We start from the raw sequence: 18,126 nt of genomic DNA on the forward strand, positions 1-18,126 counted from the left end.
GCCCAGGCCCTGTCAGTCAACCTGACGGTTTTCCAGCCACTCAATGAATGACTCAGGGTTCATCGGACGACCAAAGAAATACCCCTGAATACTGTCGATGCCCTGCTCTTCAAGAAACCGAAACTGGGCATCGGTCTCGACGCCCTCCGCCAGCACACTGATATTCAGGCTGTGGCCAAGCGTGATGATAGCCTTGAGAATGGCCACATCAAAAACACCATCCGGAAGACCGTCGACGAATGCCTTGTCGAGTTTGAAGCAATTCACCGGCAGATGTTTAAGATGGGCCAGAGATGAATAGCCTGTGCCGAAATCATCAATCGATAGCTGAACGCCCATCGCCCTTAATCGGTTCAGCAGATCCACAATATCATCACCGCGCTCAAGCGCACCCTCGGTGATCTCGATTTCCAGTACATCCGCGGGGAGCCGATACATTTCCAGCAGCGCAGCCACCCGTCTGATCAGATCAGGCCCAAGCTGTTGCGGCGCAATATTCACTGCCACTCTCGGAATCGGGACTTTGTCGGCTCGCCATTGCGCCATCTGTTCCAGTGCGCGGTTCAGCACCCAGTCTCCGACGAGTTCGATCAGCCCCAATTCTTCCGCAAGAGGAATGAACTCATTGGGGGGAACCAGGCCTTTATTGGGATGACGCCATCGGACCAGCGCCTCGACACCTATCAGCTGACCGCTATGACTGTTCACCTGGGGCTGAAAATAAAGCTGTAACTCATTTTGCTCAACGGCCCTGCGAAGCTCACTGGCAATTTCAAACTTCCGGTGCACCCGGTCCGCCAATGCCGGCTTGAAGAACTCGACGGTAGACGGGCCGCATTCTTTCGCCCGCATCAGCGCGGTGTCCGCCGCCTGTATGAGCCCCCTGATATCCATCGCGTCGTCTGGGTAAAAACTGATGCCGGCGCACGCGGAGGGAATCAACTGATGATTGGACAGCGGGAAGGGCCTGGACAAGTCAGCAAAGACGCTCCGCAAAATACCTGGGATGGCGTTTTTGTCTTTGATGTCCTCAACCAGCATGAGAAATTCGTCCGAGCCCCAACGAAAGAGAGAAGCATCGTCTGGTCGACTCTCACTCAGGCGGTTGGCGAGGGTTCTGAGAAAGTCGTCGCCGATATCATGGCCCTGGGAGTCGTTAAGCAACTTGAATCGGTCGATGTCCAGGAGTATCACCGCCAAACCTCGACCTCGGGCGTCGGAAATACCACGAGCAATCTTTTCCAGACAAAGCTGACGATTCGGCAGGCCAGTCAGGGTGTCATAATTCCGTGCAATCTGGAGGGATTCCTCTGCCTGCCTTGCCTTGGATGCATCGGAAAAGACGCCCACATAGTTCCGGATTGTCTGGTCATGGTCACGGACCGCAGAAATCCGCCCACGGAAGGGGAAAATCTCCCCGGTTTTGCGACGATTCCAGATTTCGCCTTCCCAGTCTCCATCGCTCAAAACGCGTTCCCAAAGCGCCTGATAGAAGCTCGGCGTGTGGATTCCGGATTTCAGAAAAGACGGTTTTTGACCAAGAGCCTCCTCACTCCGGTAACCGGTGATCTCGCAGAACGAGCGGTTGACTGAAAGGATCCTTGTATCCGCTCCGGTGATGATGACAGCTTCCGAGGTCTGATCCAGGACAGCTTCATTGGTCCCGCCAGGGTGATCGGATTCGGCCAGTTGATCCCGTCGTCTGAAGACGACCAGGATGCCATTTTGATGATGATTCAGACGCAGCGGAATGCACTTGTACCCGACAGGCAACAATGCCCCGTCCGCCATTCGGAACTGATCGTTCGAGGTTTCCTTTTCCTGCCCGTCCCGAAGCGCCTCCAGCAGGGGACAGAGGGCCATTGAATAGGCAACACCCTTTGAGTTTGCAGGCTTCAGCAGCTCATGGCAGTTCCTGCCAATCCAATCCTGTTCAGCCCGGTACCCCAGTATCCGGATCGCCTGTGGATTGACATAACTGATCAAACCAGCGTCGTTGACGCTGAACAGGCCATCAAGCTTGGCGTTAAGTCGCAATCCGTTCCGTTGATGAAGGTCCTCAAGCGCCATCTGGTAATTATGACGCTGGGTAATATCATGCAACGTAAGAATCAACCCTGTCGCGTCCCCTGTCTCAGAATCGGGCCGACGGATCTCAAGCTCTGCCCAGACGCATCGGCCATCATCATGAAGAAAACTCACAATCAGTTTGCCGGCTTGACTGACAGAGGATGAGACCGCACACGCCTTCCGAAAGGCCTCCGCGTCTTTCTTGTGAAGAAGCTCTTCGAAAATGACGCCTTCCAGATGCGCTACGGCACGCCCAACTATGTGCTCACAGGCGGACGACGCATACCGGATCAAACCATTGGCGTTGAGGTGGACGATCATGGTGGAGGACAGTTCCACCAGGTTACGGAAATTCTGCTCGCGCTCTACCAACGATTGCTGGCTAACCCGTTTCATGAATGCACGGGCCAGATCGGCGGCCAACTCGACCTCCAGTCGGGTCCACGGAGCAGATTTGTTGTAGTAAGTCTGGGTCCAGCTCTCAAAAGACTGGCGGGGAGAGATTCGAAAACCGGTTTCAGTTCGATCCAGTTCCTTGTGAGGCTTACCCGCCCAGTGCCGGGTAACAGCCACTCGTCCACGGCACCACATCACATAGTGCTCTAACGTGTGATTCAGGGGCGCCAACAGGATACCGCATGCGGTATCCGAGTACTCCCGGGCATCGGAATAGAGACTCGCCAGCTCATCCGTATGAAAGATCTGCTCCGGTTGACGCAGTCGCAAAGCAGCTTCAAGTTGTTCGATCTGGCTTATGGAGGGAGTCTGACCATAGACGTATCGGCAACCGTGGCTGACCAGAATGACGCCTGTCGCCCCCAGAATGGACATCAACTCGGTGGCGGTGTTTATCGACAAATCTGCAAATTGGGTGAACGCTGTACCACGTAAAAACCGATTTACCCGGTCCCTGCGTTTTTCTTCGTCATTACGCTGAAGATCAGACAATTTGATCGAAATGGTCTTTCCAATCAGCTCGTAGAGCTCTCGCTCTCGCAAGGTAACGTGCTTGGGTGTGTGATGGTGGCAGGCCAGCATGCCCCATAGCTTCCCGTTCTGGATCAGCGAAATGGTCAGTGTTGCCGCTACCCTCATGTTCCGTAGATATTCCAGGTGGACAGGTGACAACGACCGGTAAGAGGAGAAGGTCAGATCCAGAGGAACACTCACTGCGCGTTCGTCTGCAGGATCAATCACAGAGGGCGAAGCGTTCACGTCGGCAATGACCCGAGTGAGGTTTCGGGTGTAAAGCGCCCTGGCCTGAGAGGGAATATCAGAGGCCGGAAACCGATTACCCAGGTAGCTTCCGGCCAGCTCGGAACGGCTCTCAGCAATCACTTCACCATCCCAGTTACTGTCGAACTGGTACATCATCACCCGGTCATAGCCGGTTGCCGCGCGAACCAGCTCGACGACCTGTGTGGTGTAGTTCCCCAGATCCCGTTCCGCATCCAGCTGCCATAGGAGATCACGGGTAGGCACGAATATCTGATCGAACAGCTCGCTCTGGTCAGGGGCGTCGACTTCAACTTCCAGAAGCCAGTATGGGTCGTTGAACGAGACGGCGGCATCATGAACCCGAACCTCTCCAGCTCGGATGATCCTAACCTTCGCCAGGGCAAAGGAACGCCAATCGCCAAGGCCTTTTAATGAGCGAATCTGCTCGACATCCGACGACTCAAGGAAGCTGTCCAGGGAAGCCCCCAGTATTGATTGCTGAGGTAATCCAAAGAAAGCAGCCGCGTTGTCGCTGCAGAAGCGGATGACAAAATCCCGGTCAAGCGCCAGCAAAACCCCTTGTGGCTGGATTGAACCTACCTGGTGAATGGGTTCCCGTTCGCACTGTTTGAGCGCCTCCTGAATGAGTGCTTCCTTTGCTGCGTCGGGAATATCAGGAGACGTGGACATCAAGAAATGCCTCAAGCGATTCAAAAAGGTATCGGGCGTAGCGACAGGCCTGGAGCCTGGTTTCGGGCGTTGTTAGAGACGCCTCTGCAAACTCAATGAAAGCACTCCAGAAACTTTCGGTATCATCGCCATAGCCATGGAAAAACCGAGCGCCGTGATCGGGAGTGAGTCCAAGATTGCGGCGAAGATGCTTACTGATTACCTGTCCGCCGAGGGTGGAACCTTCAAGGGGATACATCATCCCTACAATCTCGCTCAGGCTGTTCGGTGAAGCCAAAACAATTGCAAAACGCCCTCTGTCATGAGCTTGGGGGCATACACCAAAGCTTGCCAGATCCTGAGCCAGCCAATCCGTTTTATACCGCAGGGTATAGTCAAAGTTCGCTAAGCCTTCTGCGAGACTGCGCTTGATCATAGCTTCCGCGATACGGTAATAGCGCCAGTAAGCGAGCAAAATAAGGGTGTAATGCTCCTGGTCGAGAGAGGCTCGAGTAATGTTTTTAAGGAGTGGGTGTCGGTTGAGCCGGACATGAGCGTCGTGGGTCGTGGCTCTCAGTTGCTGCCGAAGGGAAGAGGATTGCATTTTAAGTGTCGTCATTCACGCCCAGCCGTTTCACTACCTGCGTCCTGCAGAAGAATACCGCCCGTTTCAGGCCGCTGTCATGACGTCTGAGAGGTAAAATGCGGGATCCGGATCATCCCTATGATGTGGGTCAAACAGGTGTAATATGGCCGTAAAATTTTTATTGATTATTATCAACTTGGGTCGGTATGCGCATCTATTGAATACACATCATGATGGTCAGGTGCGTCGTTGAATTTCGGCAATTTTCTTATGCAATAGCTGATTCAGCTCTTCTAGTCGGAGAATGCGCTCATTCTTTCGACTCTTCTCCCACTCATAACGCTCCACCAGCCGGTCGATCTCATCCGCCAGATCCGAGACCTCATCCGAGAAGGGTTCGGTAATCCGCGCGGACGCTTCCCCGGCGACGGCACGCTGGACGACGCGTCTCATACCTGACAGACGGCGGACCAGGTAATATCCGGCGGCAATCGAAAAGAGCGCGGCGGTGAGAACCTCAACGATCGCAATCATCAGGCTTCTATCCTTCAGCGTTGAAATGCCCAGCTTCTGTTTCCGCACGTCCAGTCCAATCTCCACGCTGCCATAGACGGTTCCAGCCTTGACGATGTCCGCCCGGGCCATGTAGATATTCGGCAACTCCTTGAGGGCGGAGGTTTCCTCGAACGGCAGCATCAACGCCTCACGGTTACCACCTTCCGCCAGCAATCGACCTTCATAGTCCACCACTCGGGCGAAGGCGGTGCCCGGCGTGAGAGCGGCCGCATTCACAAACGATTTCAGGGACCCGAGATCCAGCGACAGCACATCGTCTGCTGAGGTCGAGGCAAAGATTCTGGCGATGGATTGCGCCCGGCGATCCACCTCTTCGCGGGTAGAACTGTGAATGAAGTGGAATACCGAATACAGCAGAACCACCAGCATGACGACCTCGATGACCCCAATACCGATCACGGCCTGGGTCCGCAGGGATAACTTCACGGCGCACCCGATGTCTTTATGAAATCCAGGCCCAACTGACGGACATCGTTCCAGTCGCTGTCAGCGGCGCGTACAAGTGGTTTGAGATGGGCTCGATCCAACAATGACCGGCCTTCGTCGGTGTCCGCCAGGTTCACGAGCAAGGATTGCACCGTCTGCATCAGCACCGGGTCCATGTCCGGGTGAACCGCGAAGGCATGAGGGGTATACCCCGGAGAGCGCCAGAGCACCCGGACGCCATCCAGTCTCTCCCGCATGGCAATAGCAAGGGTTCGCTCCACGCCACCGCCTGCCCCGGCAAAGCCTCGCTGTACATTCAGATAGACCGACTCGTGAGAGCCGACGAAACGCGGCTGGTAGCTCACACCCAGTCGCTCCAGCTCGGCCCGAACCAGGATGGTCGCCGCAAATGCCGCCGGCGCGGGAAACGCCACCGTCATTCCGTCCAGATCTTCGAGATCTTCCGCAGGCGCGCTTTCCGGCACTACCACGATTCCGCGAATCTGTTTGCCGCCTTCTTTGGCGATCGCCTGATAGCCCGGCGTGTTGCTGAATACCACATAGTGATATGGATTCATGTACGCGATGTCGTATTCACCGGCCAATACCCGTTTTTCGAACGTTGGTATGTCCGGCGCCGTCATAAAGCGAACCGGCCTGTTGAGCCTGGTCGACAGGTACCTCATCAGGGGTGTCCACTGATCGGCAAGCCGGCTGGAGGATTCCTGGGGCACGATACCGAACGTCAGGGATTCCGATCTGGACCAGGCCGGCGCGGCGATCAGCATCAATGACAGTGCAATCAGCAGAAAGCGGAAACGCATAACAGATTCTCGTGTCATTGAAGCTCGACCACCGGCGTCCGCCTGTCCACCGCCGTGGGATACCGGGTGGTTTCGGTCATCAGAAGCGCCATGTAATCATTGAAAGTCATGGGGCGATGGGCGTGATACCCCTGGATCAATACGCCCCCGAGTTGCTCGACCAGTTGCCATTGCGCTTCGTTCTCGACCCCTTCAATCACGCTTTTCATGTAGGCCTGTTCGGACATCGCGATGATGGACCCGAGGAATCGGCATTTGTCGGGATCATCTTCGATACCATCAACAAAGCAGCGATCAATCTTCAGGCGATCCACCTGCAACTCCCGCACATATTCCAGTGAGGAATGCCCGGTACCGAAATCATCGAGGGCAAATTCCAGGCCGAGGCCATGAAGACGCTCGATCAGCTCGTTGATGATCGCAAACTCCAGCGCGGCATTGTCTTCCGTGATTTCAAGACACAGTGCCGAGGCAGGCAGTCCCTCGTCGATCAGACAGGTCTGGACGTCCTCCACCAGACGTTCTGTCAGCATGGACGGATTGAGGTTGATGGACAGATTGCCCCGGAATCCAAGGTTCCGGTACAGGGGGCCGGTCTCCAGCGCCACCTGACGGAACAACCACCGTCCCAGATCGCCACCCAGTCCGAACCGTTCACAGATATCCACGACGCGGTTCGGTGGCACGAAGCCAAGACTGTCGTCCCGGCACCGGAGCAGTACCTCGGCACCGGTGACAAGGTGGCGATCATCGGCCCGCACAATCGGCTGATAGACCAGATGCAGACGCAGCGAAGTCGGTTCATCATTGAAAAAGCGCACCAACCCGCTGTGAATCTGCCGTTCCTCGGCAATCCGACGACGCAGGGTTTCGTCGTTGATAAAGTAACTCTGGCCGTCCAACTCCGCCTGTGCCAGGGCACGATGCGCTTGCTGGTATCGGACGTTCCAGTCCTCACTGCCGCTATCAGTTCCCGGATCCGCGCCAAAGATTGCGGAAACACGAACCACCGAGTCCCGGGTTCGCCAGTCAAAGCTGGCGGCCCTGGCCAACCGTTCCAGCGTGCCGCAGAGCTTTTCTCCGTGCCGGGCCGACAGGATCACCACGTACTCGCTCTGGGTGAGGTGGATCAGCTCGTCACCGGTTCGAAGTTGTTTGCCCAGTTTATTGGCAAAGAGCGCGGCCAGTTCGTTCGCACCATCGTTGCCATAGTCAGTCCGGACCAGGGAGAATTCCCGGATCTCACAGGTGATGAACGCGCGGGCGGCGTGGATCCGCTTGACGGATCTCAGATAGTTGACGTTGCGTAAGCCGGTCACCGGGTCAGTCCGGGACTGTTTACGCAGGAACATGACCGCGAGACCCATATAGAGAAAAATCGCGGCCAGTGCGGCCAGGGTCAGGACACGCAGGTTGGCAAGGCGGTCCCGGGACGCCTCGACGTCCGCCATAAGCCGGCCGGTCTCATCACCGACAAAGTTGTCGACCACCAACTGCTGGATAGCGGCCTTCTGTGTATTCCAGCGGCTCTCGACCGATGCCCAATCGGCGTCGTGGGCAGCCAGCCGATCGCTGATCGGTACTTCAAGGGACCGCAGTTCCCGGAACAGTCGGGTCAATCGCTCCTGATTGTCCTGATTGCGGCGGGTTGGCAGCGCTTCCTTGCTGTTGATCAGATAGTCGTACCGGCTCCAAAGCACATCGTAACGAAGCTGCAGCTCCTCCGCATCGCCGACGCCCCGGGCCATCAGCGCGACTTCCCGATCAAACGCGCTGGCCTCGTTACCGAGCTGTGCAAGGTTCCAGGAAGCCATACGCAGTGCGCCAAGCGAAACGGACTGCAGCTTCCGATCCTGAAAATAGGTGTAGAAGCTGGCAACCAGCAGGCCCAGCACGATGACAAACAGGAAAACGACGGTTGCGCGGGAGAACAGCCGCTGCAGCACCGATCCGCCACTCACGTTTACTGGAGCCCGATGCGGTTCAACTGCCAGACCATGAAGCGGTGGTATTCCTCGGAATCCAGCTCCGGGCGATCACTGAGCGGCAGCATTACCCAGAACGGCCCGCGGTTGCGCACTGACATGGGCTTTCCATTCATCCGGGTGGCCACAATGGCATCGAGACCCATAACCTCGTCCAGGTCGGCATCCACCTGATAGTCGTTGAGCGCCTGGAATGTAATACGACTCTGACCGGAGAGTCCGGCACTCTCCAATACCCGCTTGAGCGACGGCCCGGAAAATTCAGCCGTCCCCTCGTAGTAGGGGCTGGTGGTTGTAATCGTGGTCTGCGGAAAGGCCTCCAACTGATTCCGATCCAGGACAACGGTATCTGCGTCCGTTGTGATCGTCAGCTTTGGCGCGGCCTGCAGGGCCATCGCGAAGGTCGCAAGGAACGCAGTAAAAATCAGTCTCAGCACGAAAAAATCGCCTCTGTCGTAGGGCTGTATAAAAAATCCGCGACATAATATCGGAGAGGCAAAATTCAGCACCAGATCGGCTTTGTATCTTTGCGCAATCAGAATGTGAAACGGCGACAAATTCAGATTATTGGATATTTTCTGTTATTTAAAACAGATAGATAAAGACCATCTGAGGCGCTCCGAACCAAGCTAGGTAATTGCCGAAGGGCAACATCGGGACGCTCAGGTCCGAGCGCCCATTCGGTCAATTGCCGCGCGGAAGGCACGGTATTCCCGCAAGCCCTCGCCCGATCCCGTCGCCCGGAAGCGAACTTCCTGCCCCGGTTTGCACTGGGCCAGGCGGGACGCCGACAAGGGGGTCAGGGCACCCAGTCGCGGATAACCCCCGATGGTCTGGCGGTCATTCAACAGGGCTATGGGCTGTCCGTCGGGTGGCACCTGGACGCTGCCCAGATTGATGCCTTCCGAAATCAGCGACCGGACACGGCAGTCGAGCCGTGGCCCGGTGAGCCGAACGCCCATCCGGTCCGCCCGCTCATCCACCTGCCAGCGGGCGTTGAACGCGTCGTAGAGGCTTTGCCCGGAGAATTCGGCGATTTGCGCACCGGGCAACAACGACAATACCGGTTCGACACTGAAATCCGGGCGTACATCGGACGGAGCCTGTTGGGTTCCGGTGTGGTTCGAAGGCCCGGCCGGATGGACGGTGAGCTGGTCGCCGGTCTGGAGCTTGCTGCCCAGGCCGTCAAAGCCGCCAAGCTGTTCGCGCATCACGCAGGCGACACTCCCCATGACCGGTTCGGCGGCGAAACCACCGCGCACGGACAGGTAGGCGCGCAGGCCAGTGACCGGCGAGGCAAAGCGCAGGACCTGGCCCTCTTTCCAGGTCATCCGTTCCCAGAGGGGGACGGGACGCTGGTCCAGGGTGGCGCCCAGATGGGCACCGGCGATGGCGATCTCGAGATCTCTTTCAGCCACCATCTCCAGACCGCCGATGGTGATCTCCAGGCTGGCCGTGCCCCATGGGTTTCCGGCGAGCGCATTGGCCCAGGCCCAGGAGTAGAGGTCTGCCGGCCCTCCCTGGGTCACACCCAGGTGGCGCACGCCAAACCGGCCCGCATCCTGGAGCAATGCCAATGGCCCGGCCCGCAGGACCCGAATCCCGATCTCCCTGTCCTTCGACGCCGTCATGGACGATCCTCCGTGGGCGTCGTATCGCCGCCCTGACGTTCGAATTCCTCTCGGCTGACGGGCACAAAGCGGACTTCATCCCCCACTTTGAGCAGGCTCAGATCCTCACGGTGACGATCAAACAGGCGGGCGCAGGTACGACCCAGCAGATTCCAGCCTCCGGGTGTCTCCGCCGGATAGGCCGCTGTCTGACGGGCGGCAATGGCGACACTGCCAACCGGAACCCGCTGGCGCGGTGTGTCCAGGCGTGGGCAATCCAGCCCGGGATCCGTCAGCCCCATAAACGCAAAGCCCGGTGCGAACCCGAGGGCGAAAACGCGGTAGCTCTTGCCACTGTGCACCGCGATCACCTCGTCGATGGTCAGGCCGGTCTGCTCGGCAACCCGTTTCAGGTCCGGGCCGACGCTCGGGTCGTACCAGGTTGGCAGTTCGTATACCTGCCCCCCGGCCACGCCGGACGCATCCGGTTCCAGATCGTCCAGCAGCACCATCAGCCGGTCACGCGCCTCGGCGGGAGACAGCAAGAGCGGATCAAACGTGATCAACAGGGTGGTGTACGAGGGCACCATATCCACGAGTGCATCGCCAAACGCCGTCCGGCACCGGTCCGCCAGCGCTGCCAGCCAGGACAGGTTGGCTTCGTCGATGTCGTTGAACAACCGGACGATCCAGCCGTCAAGGCCGGCCGGCTCCAGACGCGGCAACGGACGGCTCATCGCCCGGTTTCCAGGGCCCGGATCGCCTGGCGGATCGCTTTGACGGCAGCAATGGACTCGTCATTGTCGCCGTGAACACACAAGGTGTCCGCCTCCAGCACCAGATCACTGCCGTCGATAGCGGTCAGCGGCTCCCGTCTGGCGATGCGTACCGCCTGATCGATGATAACATCGGTATCGTGATGTACGGCTCCCGCCACCTTCCGGGAGACAAGGCGTCCATCGCTGTCGTAAGCCCGGTCGGCAAAGGCCTCGAACCAGAGCGATATCCCCAGACGATCGGCGATCTCCCGTTCCATGCGATTATCCCGGGCGGCCATGGTCATCAGCGGCAGGGTATCGTCAAAGTCCCGGATTGCGCGGACCACGGCCTCGAACAGCTCGGGGTCTTTGGTCATGTCGTTGTAGAGTGCGCCGTGGGGTTTCACATAGTGCAGGCGCGTGCCTTCCGCCTGGCAGATCCCGGCCAGGGCGCCGATCTGGTAAAGGACAAGGTCTTCCACTTCGTCCGGCGAACAGGCGATGGAGCGGCGCCCAAACCCCACCAGATCCGGATACGCAGGATGGGCGCCCACCTTGACGCCGTGTTCGATCGCCAAGCGGACGGTCCGGCGGATGACGTGGGGATCGGAGGCATGGAAGCCACAGGCCACGTTGGCCAGATCGACATAGGGCATCACATGTTCGTCGAGCCCCATGACCCAGGGGCCAAAACTTTCCCCCATGTCGGCGTTGATCATCAGCCTGTTCATTGTCGGTCTCCTGAAAATCGGCTAGTCCCTGCCCAATACCTTTTCGACGCCGGAGGCGGCCGCCAGAACCTGCCGGTCGGTGCCGTTGCGGCCAATCATCATCAGGCCACTGGGCAGCTCGTCAGGGGCGTGATTGGGCAACGTGATGGCACAGAGGTCCAGCACGTTCGCGACGGTTGGATTGCGCAACACCAGCAGGTTCGTGTGACCGTATACCCTGTCATCCGCGAGATCGCGCAACAGGGGCGGTTCGATCGGAACCGTCGGTGCCAGCAGGCCATCGTAATCTGACAGGAAGGCGTCCGCCCGGGACATACTCTCGGCACGGAGGTGCAACAGCGCCTGATAATCCGCCGCACTGATCAGGGCCCCTCTTTCGATACGGGATTTTACCAGGGGATCGTATTCATCGCCGTGTTTGCCCAACCAGTCGCGGTGTCGGAAAAACGCTTCGGCAGCGGTAAGTCCTCCACCTGCCAACAGTTCCGGCAACCGATCGAGAACCGGAACAGACGCCTCGACGACGGTGGCCCCGGCCTCTCTCAAGCGCTGCAGACTCCGATCGAAGGCTCTTGCAATCCCGGGGGACATGTCATCCATCATGTAGTTCCGGGGAACCACGAATCGAAGCCCCCTCACGTCCGTTCGCTGTCCCGGTTGAAAGGGTGTGCCGGACAGCACGGCGTCAAGGCGCGCGCAACAACCGACGCTCCTCGCAATCGGCCCGATGGAGTCATAGCTGTCGGAGAGAGGAAAGATCCCCTGCCGGGGAATCCGGTATTGGGAAGGTTTGAATCCGACCAGACCACAGAAGGCAGCGGGAATCCGCACCGAGCCACCGGTATCGGAGCCGATCGCAGCAGCAGCCATTCCAGCGGCCACGGCAACGGCTGAGCCGGAGGAGGATCCACCAGAAATCCGGCCCGGAGCAAGGGGAGTCAGGGGCGTTCCGTAATGCGGATTGAGACCGAGGCCGGAATAGGCAAACTCGGTCATGTTGGTGTGCCCGGTGATGACCGCACCGGCTCGTCGGAGTCGGGAAACAATCACGGCGTCTGTCGACGCGGCCTCGGACCACCATCGGGAACCGGAGTGGGTGACTTCGCCCTGAACGTCGAACAGAGCCTTGAGCGCGATGGGTAAGCCGGCAAGCTCTCCGACTGGCACATTCGCCTGGCGGAGCGTATCCACGGCCTCGGCCTCGGCTCTGGCCGTGCCATCAAACCGTTTCGTATAGGCCTGATGAGCCGGTTCGTCCAGGCGTTCGCTGGCGCTCAGGCAAGCGTCCAGTATCTGGGCCGAACTCCAATGACCCTGGTCCAATCCCTGAAGCAGGTCGTCGAGCGTCGCTTCCGGAAACGGCCGGTCAGTCGCGTTGTCGCTTTGAGGCATATTGTCACCATTGGTCTCTCTGAACGCCCGGGGCGACAGCCACAACCTATTCGACAGTGACGCTCTTCGCCAGATTCCGGGGCTGGTCCACATCCGTGCCTTTCAATACCGCCACATGGTAGGACAATAGCTGCAACGGCACCGTATAGACAATGGGCGCGGTAATCTCGTGCACCGAAGGCAATGAGAGCACATGGACGCTCTCTTCCGACCGGACATTGGCGGCTTTGTCGGCGAAGACAAACAGCTCGCCGCCCCGCGCGCGGACCTCTTCGAGATTGGATTTGAGCTTCTCGAGCAGATCGTTGTTGGGCGCTACCGTGACCACGGGCATTTCACCGTCCACGAGGGCCAGAGGGCCATGTTTGAGCTCACCGGCGGGATAGGCTTCCGCGTGGATGTAGGAAATCTCCTTCAGTTTCAGGGCACCCTCCAGGGCGACCGGGAACTGGGATCCCCGTCCCAGGAACAGGCTGTGGTTCTTGTCCATGAACGCCCTGGCCATCTCGGCGATGTCGTTATCCAGGGCCAGCACATCACTGACCTGGCCGGGCAACTGATGAATGGCATTGACGATGTCTGCTTCCCGGTCAGCATCAAGGCCGTTATGACGGGCCAGCGCCAGGGTAAAGATCAACAATGCGGTCAACTGGGTGGTGAACGCCTTGGTGGATGCAACGCCAATCTCCGGCCCCGCCTGGGTCATGATGACCAGGTCGGATTCACGGACCAGGGAACTGCCCGGCACGTTGCAGATGGCCATAGCCGCCCGGAAACCCGCTTCTTTGGCCTGACGCAGGGCGGCCAGGGTATCGGCCGTCTCCCCGGACTGGGAGATGCAGAGGAACAGGGTATCGGGCTGGATCACGTGCTTGCGGTAGCGAAATTCCGACGCCACCTCCACGGAACAGGGCACGCCGGCCAGTTCCTCGATCCAGTAACGGGCGACCATTCCGGCATGGTAGGAAGTGCCGCAGGCAATGATCTGAACGTGACGAACGTTCTCCAGAAGGTGGGCGGCGTCGGTGCCCAGGGCCTGTTCCAGCACACGGGAATCGGTCAAGCGACCTTCCATGGTGGCCTTGATGACCTTTGGCTGCTCGTAGATTTCCTTGAGCATGAAATGGCGGTACTCGCCCTTTTCCGCAGAGTCGGTGCCGTGTTCGAAACGTGCAACCTTGCGCTCGACCGGTGTGCCTTCCCGGTCGTGGACGGCCACGCCGTCCTTGCGAATATCGGCAATGTCGCCTTCTTCCAGGAACATGAAGCGGTCGGTCACCGGCAGCAGGGCCAACTGATCCGAGGCGATGAAGTTCTCACCGATGCCCACGCCCACGACCAGCGGGCTCCCCTCGCGACAGACCACCAGGTGGTCCGGTTCATCGGCATGGACGACGGCCAGGGCGTAGGCACCGCGCAAACGGGCGATCGCCGCCTTCACCGCGTCGTACAGCCGGCCGAGATCCCGGTAGTTCTTTTCAATCAGGTGGGCGACCACTTCGGTATCGGTTTGTGAGGAAAATTCAAAGCCGTCGGCCCGGAGCTCCTCCCGGAGTTCCTGGTAATTTTCGATGATGCCGTTGTGAACGATGGCCAGACGCTCCCCGGACATATGGGGGTGCGCGTTCACCTGTGAAGGCTCGCCGTGGGTGGCCCAGCGGGTGTGAGCAATACCGAGGTGACCGCTGAGGGGATTGCTGTCGATGGCATCGGCCAACGCGGCAACCTTGCCCACTTCCCGTGCGCGCTGAACCAGGTGCTTGCCATCGATCACGGCCATGCCGGCGGAGTCGTATCCACGGTACTCAAGGCGGCGCAGGCCCTCCAGAAGAATGCCCTGGACGTCCCGTTCAGATACCGCTCCTACAATCCCACACATGTTGCTCTCACCTGCTCGTTAATCGTTCGTTTAGGCTTTCTTCGGCTTTTCCCAGCCGGCAATATTGCGCTGCCGTCCGCGGGCCACCGCCAGTTCATTGTCCGCCACATCCCGGGTAATGGTGGATCCGGCGCCGATGGTGGCCTCGGCCGCCACCGTGACCGGCGCGACCAGGGACGTATTCGAGCCCACAAAAACCCCATCCCCGAGCACGGTGCGGTATTTATTCACCCCATCATAATTGCAGGTGATGGTGCCTGCACCCACATTCACATTACGGCCCAGTGAGGCATCACCAACGTAGCTCAGGTGATTGATCTTGCTACCCTCGCCCACGATGGCCTTCTTGGTTTCAACGAAGTTGCCCACCTTGGTGTTGGCCGCCAGTTCGGTACCCGGCCGCAGGCGTGCAAAAGGCCCAATCTGGGCGTTCTTACCGATCACCGCGCCTTCAATCACGCTGTTGGCCTTGATATCGGTGCCATCCGCGATGCTCGCGTCCTTGATGACACAACCGGGACCGATGGTCACATTGCTGCCCAGGTGAACCCTGCCCTCGAACACCACGTTCACGTCAATCCACAGATCGTTGCCGATGGTCAGTTCGCCCCGCACATCCACCCGGGCGGGATCGGCCAGGCTGGCGCCTTCTGTCATCAGGCGTTCCGCCTGTTGGCGCTGATACCATCGCTCCAGTTCCGCCAGTTGCAGACGATTGTTGACGCCCTGCACTTCGAAGGCGGTGAGCGGCTGGGAAACCGTCACTCCCATACCCTGCTCCACCGCCAGGGCAATAATATCGGTGAGATAGTATTCGCCCTGGGCATTGCGGTTGGAAAGAGTCGGCAGCCAGCTTTTCAGGTGCCTGGCGGACACGGCGAGAATGCCGGTATTCACCTCATGGATCGCCTGCTGCTCGGCGCTGGCGTCCTTCTGTTCCACGATTTCCCGGACGTTATCGTCGGCGTCCCGGACAATCCGGCCGTAGCCATGGGGGTTATCGAGATCCACGGTCAGCAGGGCGAGCGTCTGTTCATCGAGGTCTCTGACCATCGCTTCCAGGGTTGTGGAAGCGATCAGGGGTACGTCGCCATACAACACCAGAACCCGGGCGTCTTCGGGTAGGCCGGGCAGTGCCTGGGCAACGGCGTGACCGGTGCCCAACTGCTCTTCCTGCAGCACCCAGGTGACCGAACCATCGTCCAGGGATTCACGCACCCGCTCCGCGCCATGACCGATCACGGTGTGAATTTGCTCCGCCCCGAGCTGCTTGGCCGTGTCAACGACATGATGCAACATCGGCTTTCCGGCAACCGGATGCAGGACCTTGGGCAAGGCGGATTTCATTCTCGAGCCCTGGCCAGCGGCCAGGATCACAACGTGTAACGGGCTCATGGACACTTCAGGCTCCCGGTCTGTTCATGATGTCAAAAAAAAACCGCAACCTTCGGGGCCGGAGTTCCGACGCCGAGCGTCGGGGTTCCAGCCGCTCAGGATGCGGCTTTGGTGTTCGGCAAACCCGAAACGAGATGGTTTAGCGCATCTTGTTCCGCAGCTGCTGAATGGTACGAAGCTGTGCAACAGCTTCCGCCAACTCTGTAGCTGCACGGGAATACTCGAATTCACCGGTCTTGTTGGCAAGCGCCTTTTCCGCCTGTTTCTGGGCTTCAAGGGCAGCAGCTTCGTCCACATCCTTGGCACGAACGGCTGTGTCTGCCAGCAAAGTCACCAGATTGGGCTGGACTTCCAGATATCCGCCGGATACGTAAAGAATCTCTTCTTCACCACCCTGCTTGATAATCCGAACAGGACCAGGCTTCAGTGCGGTGAGCAGGGGCGCGTGACCCGGGGCAATACCCAGGTCACCGTCCGAACCCGCTGCAATCAGCATTTCAACCAATCCGGAATAGATCTTTGTTTCGGCACTTACTACGTCACAATGTACGGTCATACTCACGTCAGTCGCCTCTTTGATCGATCCGGAAACTAGGTACTCGGGTCAGATTACTCGCCCTTGCCCTTCATTTCCTTCGCTTTCTCGACCGCCTCCTCGATGCTGCCGACCATGTAGAAGGCCTGCTCGGGCAGGTCATCGTAGTCGCCGTTCAGGATGCCCTTGAAGCTGCTGATGGTTTCCTTCAGCGCTACGTACTTGCCGGGCGCTCCGGTGAAGACCTCGGCAACGTGGAACGGCTGGGACAGGAAACGCTCGATCTTACGGGCACGGGCAACGGTCAGCTTGTCGTCTTCTGACAGCTCGTCCATACCCAGGATCGCGATGATGTCCTTGAGTTCCTTGTAACGCTGCAGGTTGGTCTGCACGCCGCGAGCCACTTCATAGTGCTCGTGACCAATGACCAGCGGATCCAGCTGACGGGAGGTGGAGTCCAGCGGATCGATCGCCGGGTAGATACCCTTGGAGGCGATGTCACGGCTCAGTACCACGGTCGCATCCAGGTGCGAGAAGGTGGTTGCCGGAGACGGGTCTGTCAGGTCATCCGCCGGTACGTAGACCGCCTGGATGGAAGTGATGGAGCCGTCTTTGGTAGAGGTGATCCGCTCCTGGAGCTGACCCATCTCTTCCGCCAGAGTCGGCTGGTAACCTACCGCAGAAGGCATACGGCCCAGCAGTGCAGATACCTCGGTACCAGCCAGGGTGTAACGGTAGATGTTGTCCACGAACAACAGTACGTCACGACCTTCGTCACGGAACTTTTCAGCCATGGTCAGACCGGTCAGCGCTACACGCAGACGGTTTCCGGGAGGCTCGTTCATCTGGCCGTAGACCATCGCTACCTTATCAAGGACGTTGGAGTCCTTCATTTCGTAGTAGAAGTCGTTACCTTCCCGGGTCCGCTCACCAACACCCGCGAATACGGAGAGACCGGAGTGCTCTTTCGCGATGTTGTTGATCAGCTCCATCATGTTTACGGTCTTGCCGACGCCGGCGCCGCCGAACAAGCCAACCTTACCACCCTTGGCGAACGGGCAGATCAGGTCGATAACCTTGATGCCGGTTTCCAGGAGGTCGGCGGAAGCCGACTGGTCGGCGTAGCCCGGTGCCTTCCGGTGGATGGCCCAGCGCTCTTCCTCGCCGATGTCGCCCTGCTCGTCGATGGGACGACCCAGAACGTCCATGATCCGGCCCAGGGTCTGAGTACCCACGGGTACGGAGATCGGCTTGCCGGTGTTTTCTGCTTTCAGGCCACGCTTGAGGCCCTCTGTGCTGCCCATTGCGATGGTACGAACAATACCGTCACCCAGCTGCTGCTGGACTTCCAGGGTTGTTTCGCCACCTTCAAGCAGCAGTGCGTCATATACCTTGGGTACGGAGTCACGTGGGAATTCCACGTCGATAACCGCGCCAATGATCTGAACGATTTGTCCGCTACTCATGCTCGG

General features: G+C 58.8%; 14 protein-coding genes. All 14 read right to left on the reverse strand.

Annotated elements, in window-relative coordinates:
* Nucleotides 1-12: 12 nt before the first annotated feature.
* The 14 genes from MSNKSG1_RS18745 to atpD all read right to left on the reverse strand — a co-directional run bounded on the left by MSNKSG1_RS18745 (nt 13) and on the right by atpD (nt 18,120).
* Entirely contained in the window at nt 13-3,978 is a 3,966-nt protein-coding gene (locus tag MSNKSG1_RS18745) for an EAL domain-containing protein (RefSeq protein ID WP_008940013.1), read from the reverse strand.
* A complete protein-coding gene (locus MSNKSG1_RS14375) occupies nt 3,962-4,576 on the reverse strand; it encodes a biliverdin-producing heme oxygenase (protein ID WP_008940014.1) in 615 nt (204 codons plus the stop codon). Before MSNKSG1_RS14375 ends, MSNKSG1_RS18745 begins: the two co-directional genes overlap by 17 nt.
* Before the next feature lie 204 nt (nt 4,577-4,780).
* On the reverse strand, nt 4,781-5,545 hold the full coding sequence (locus MSNKSG1_RS14380; protein WP_008940015.1) for a methyl-accepting chemotaxis protein: 765 nt from the start codon (nt 5,543-5,545) through the stop codon (nt 4,781-4,783).
* Nucleotides 5,542-6,387 carry a PhnD/SsuA/transferrin family substrate-binding protein gene (locus tag MSNKSG1_RS14385; RefSeq protein WP_227498035.1) on the reverse strand — a complete coding sequence of 282 codons (846 nt, stop codon included), beginning with the start codon at nt 6,385-6,387 and terminating at the stop codon, nt 5,542-5,544. Before MSNKSG1_RS14385 ends, MSNKSG1_RS14380 begins: the two co-directional genes overlap by 4 nt.
* On the reverse strand, nt 6,384-8,330 hold the full coding sequence (locus MSNKSG1_RS14390) for an EAL domain-containing protein (RefSeq protein ID WP_152638792.1): 1,947 nt from the start codon (nt 8,328-8,330) through the stop codon (nt 6,384-6,386). Before MSNKSG1_RS14390 ends, MSNKSG1_RS14385 begins: the two co-directional genes overlap by 4 nt.
* Nucleotides 8,331-8,332: 2 nt before the next feature.
* Nucleotides 8,333-8,791: a molybdopterin-dependent oxidoreductase gene (locus MSNKSG1_RS14395; protein ID WP_227498036.1), complete on the reverse strand. Its 459-nt coding sequence runs from the start codon at nt 8,789-8,791 to the stop codon at nt 8,333-8,335.
* A 225-nt stretch (nt 8,792-9,016) separates the two neighbouring features.
* Nucleotides 9,017-9,985, reverse strand: a complete 969-nt coding sequence (locus MSNKSG1_RS14400) for a 5-oxoprolinase subunit C family protein (RefSeq protein ID WP_008940019.1) — start codon at nt 9,983-9,985, stop codon at nt 9,017-9,019.
* Nucleotides 9,982-10,701 carry a 5-oxoprolinase subunit B family protein gene (locus MSNKSG1_RS14405; protein WP_008940020.1) on the reverse strand — a complete coding sequence of 240 codons (720 nt, stop codon included), beginning with the start codon at nt 10,699-10,701 and terminating at the stop codon, nt 9,982-9,984. The genes MSNKSG1_RS14400 and MSNKSG1_RS14405 overlap by 4 nt, the downstream gene beginning before the upstream one ends.
* On the reverse strand, nt 10,698-11,453 hold the full coding sequence (locus MSNKSG1_RS14410) for a 5-oxoprolinase subunit PxpA (RefSeq protein ID WP_008940021.1): 756 nt from the start codon (nt 11,451-11,453) through the stop codon (nt 10,698-10,700). The genes MSNKSG1_RS14405 and MSNKSG1_RS14410 overlap by 4 nt, the downstream gene beginning before the upstream one ends.
* 21 nt (nt 11,454-11,474) lie before the next feature.
* Nucleotides 11,475-12,845: an amidase gene (locus MSNKSG1_RS14415; RefSeq protein ID WP_051067798.1), complete on the reverse strand. Its 1,371-nt coding sequence runs from the start codon at nt 12,843-12,845 to the stop codon at nt 11,475-11,477.
* 46 nt (nt 12,846-12,891) lie between these two features.
* Nucleotides 12,892-14,724 carry a glutamine--fructose-6-phosphate transaminase (isomerizing) gene (gene glmS, locus MSNKSG1_RS14420; RefSeq protein ID WP_008940023.1) on the reverse strand — a complete coding sequence of 611 codons (1,833 nt, stop codon included), beginning with the start codon at nt 14,722-14,724 and terminating at the stop codon, nt 12,892-12,894.
* 30 nt (nt 14,725-14,754) lie between these two features.
* On the reverse strand, nt 14,755-16,119 hold the full coding sequence (gene glmU, locus MSNKSG1_RS14425) for a bifunctional UDP-N-acetylglucosamine diphosphorylase/glucosamine-1-phosphate N-acetyltransferase GlmU (RefSeq protein WP_008940024.1): 1,365 nt from the start codon (nt 16,117-16,119) through the stop codon (nt 14,755-14,757).
* A 139-nt stretch (nt 16,120-16,258) separates the two neighbouring features.
* Nucleotides 16,259-16,681, reverse strand: coding sequence for a F0F1 ATP synthase subunit epsilon (locus MSNKSG1_RS14430; protein ID WP_008940025.1), 423 nt, complete (start codon nt 16,679-16,681; stop codon nt 16,259-16,261).
* Between the two features lie 47 nt (nt 16,682-16,728).
* Nucleotides 16,729-18,120 carry a F0F1 ATP synthase subunit beta gene (gene atpD / locus MSNKSG1_RS14435; protein WP_008940026.1) on the reverse strand — a complete coding sequence of 464 codons (1,392 nt, stop codon included), beginning with the start codon at nt 18,118-18,120 and terminating at the stop codon, nt 16,729-16,731.
* Nucleotides 18,121-18,126 lie beyond the last annotated feature (6 nt).

The sequence above is a fragment of the Marinobacter santoriniensis NKSG1 genome (assembly GCF_000347775.1).
GTDB lineage: Bacteria > Pseudomonadota > Gammaproteobacteria > Pseudomonadales > Oleiphilaceae > Marinobacter > Marinobacter santoriniensis.

Bases quoted from the DNA above. Each gene is read 5' to 3' on its own strand.
- glmU (WP_008940024.1), bottom strand. From the start codon at position 16,119: ATGAGCCCGTTACACGTTGTGATCCTGGCCGCTGGCCAGGGCTCGAGA.
- MSNKSG1_RS14415 (WP_051067798.1), bottom strand. From the start codon at position 12,845: ATGCCTCAAAGCGACAACGCGACTGACCGGCCGTTTCCGGAAGCGACG.
- MSNKSG1_RS14385 (WP_227498035.1), bottom strand. From the start codon at position 6,387: ATGACACGAGAATCTGTTATGCGTTTCCGCTTTCTGCTGATTGCACTG.
- atpD (WP_008940026.1), bottom strand. From the start codon at position 18,120: ATGAGTAGCGGACAAATCGTTCAGATCATTGGCGCGGTTATCGACGTG.
- MSNKSG1_RS14375 (WP_008940014.1), bottom strand. From the start codon at position 4,576: ATGACGACACTTAAAATGCAATCCTCTTCCCTTCGGCAGCAACTGAGA.
- MSNKSG1_RS18745 (WP_008940013.1), bottom strand. From the start codon at position 3,978: ATGTCCACGTCTCCTGATATTCCCGACGCAGCAAAGGAAGCACTCATT.
- MSNKSG1_RS14400 (WP_008940019.1), bottom strand. From the start codon at position 9,985: ATGACGGCGTCGAAGGACAGGGAGATCGGGATTCGGGTCCTGCGGGCC.
- glmS (WP_008940023.1), bottom strand. From the start codon at position 14,724: ATGTGTGGGATTGTAGGAGCGGTATCTGAACGGGACGTCCAGGGCATT.
- MSNKSG1_RS14410 (WP_008940021.1), bottom strand. From the start codon at position 11,453: ATGAACAGGCTGATGATCAACGCCGACATGGGGGAAAGTTTTGGCCCC.
- MSNKSG1_RS14405 (WP_008940020.1), bottom strand. From the start codon at position 10,701: ATGAGCCGTCCGTTGCCGCGTCTGGAGCCGGCCGGCCTTGACGGCTGG.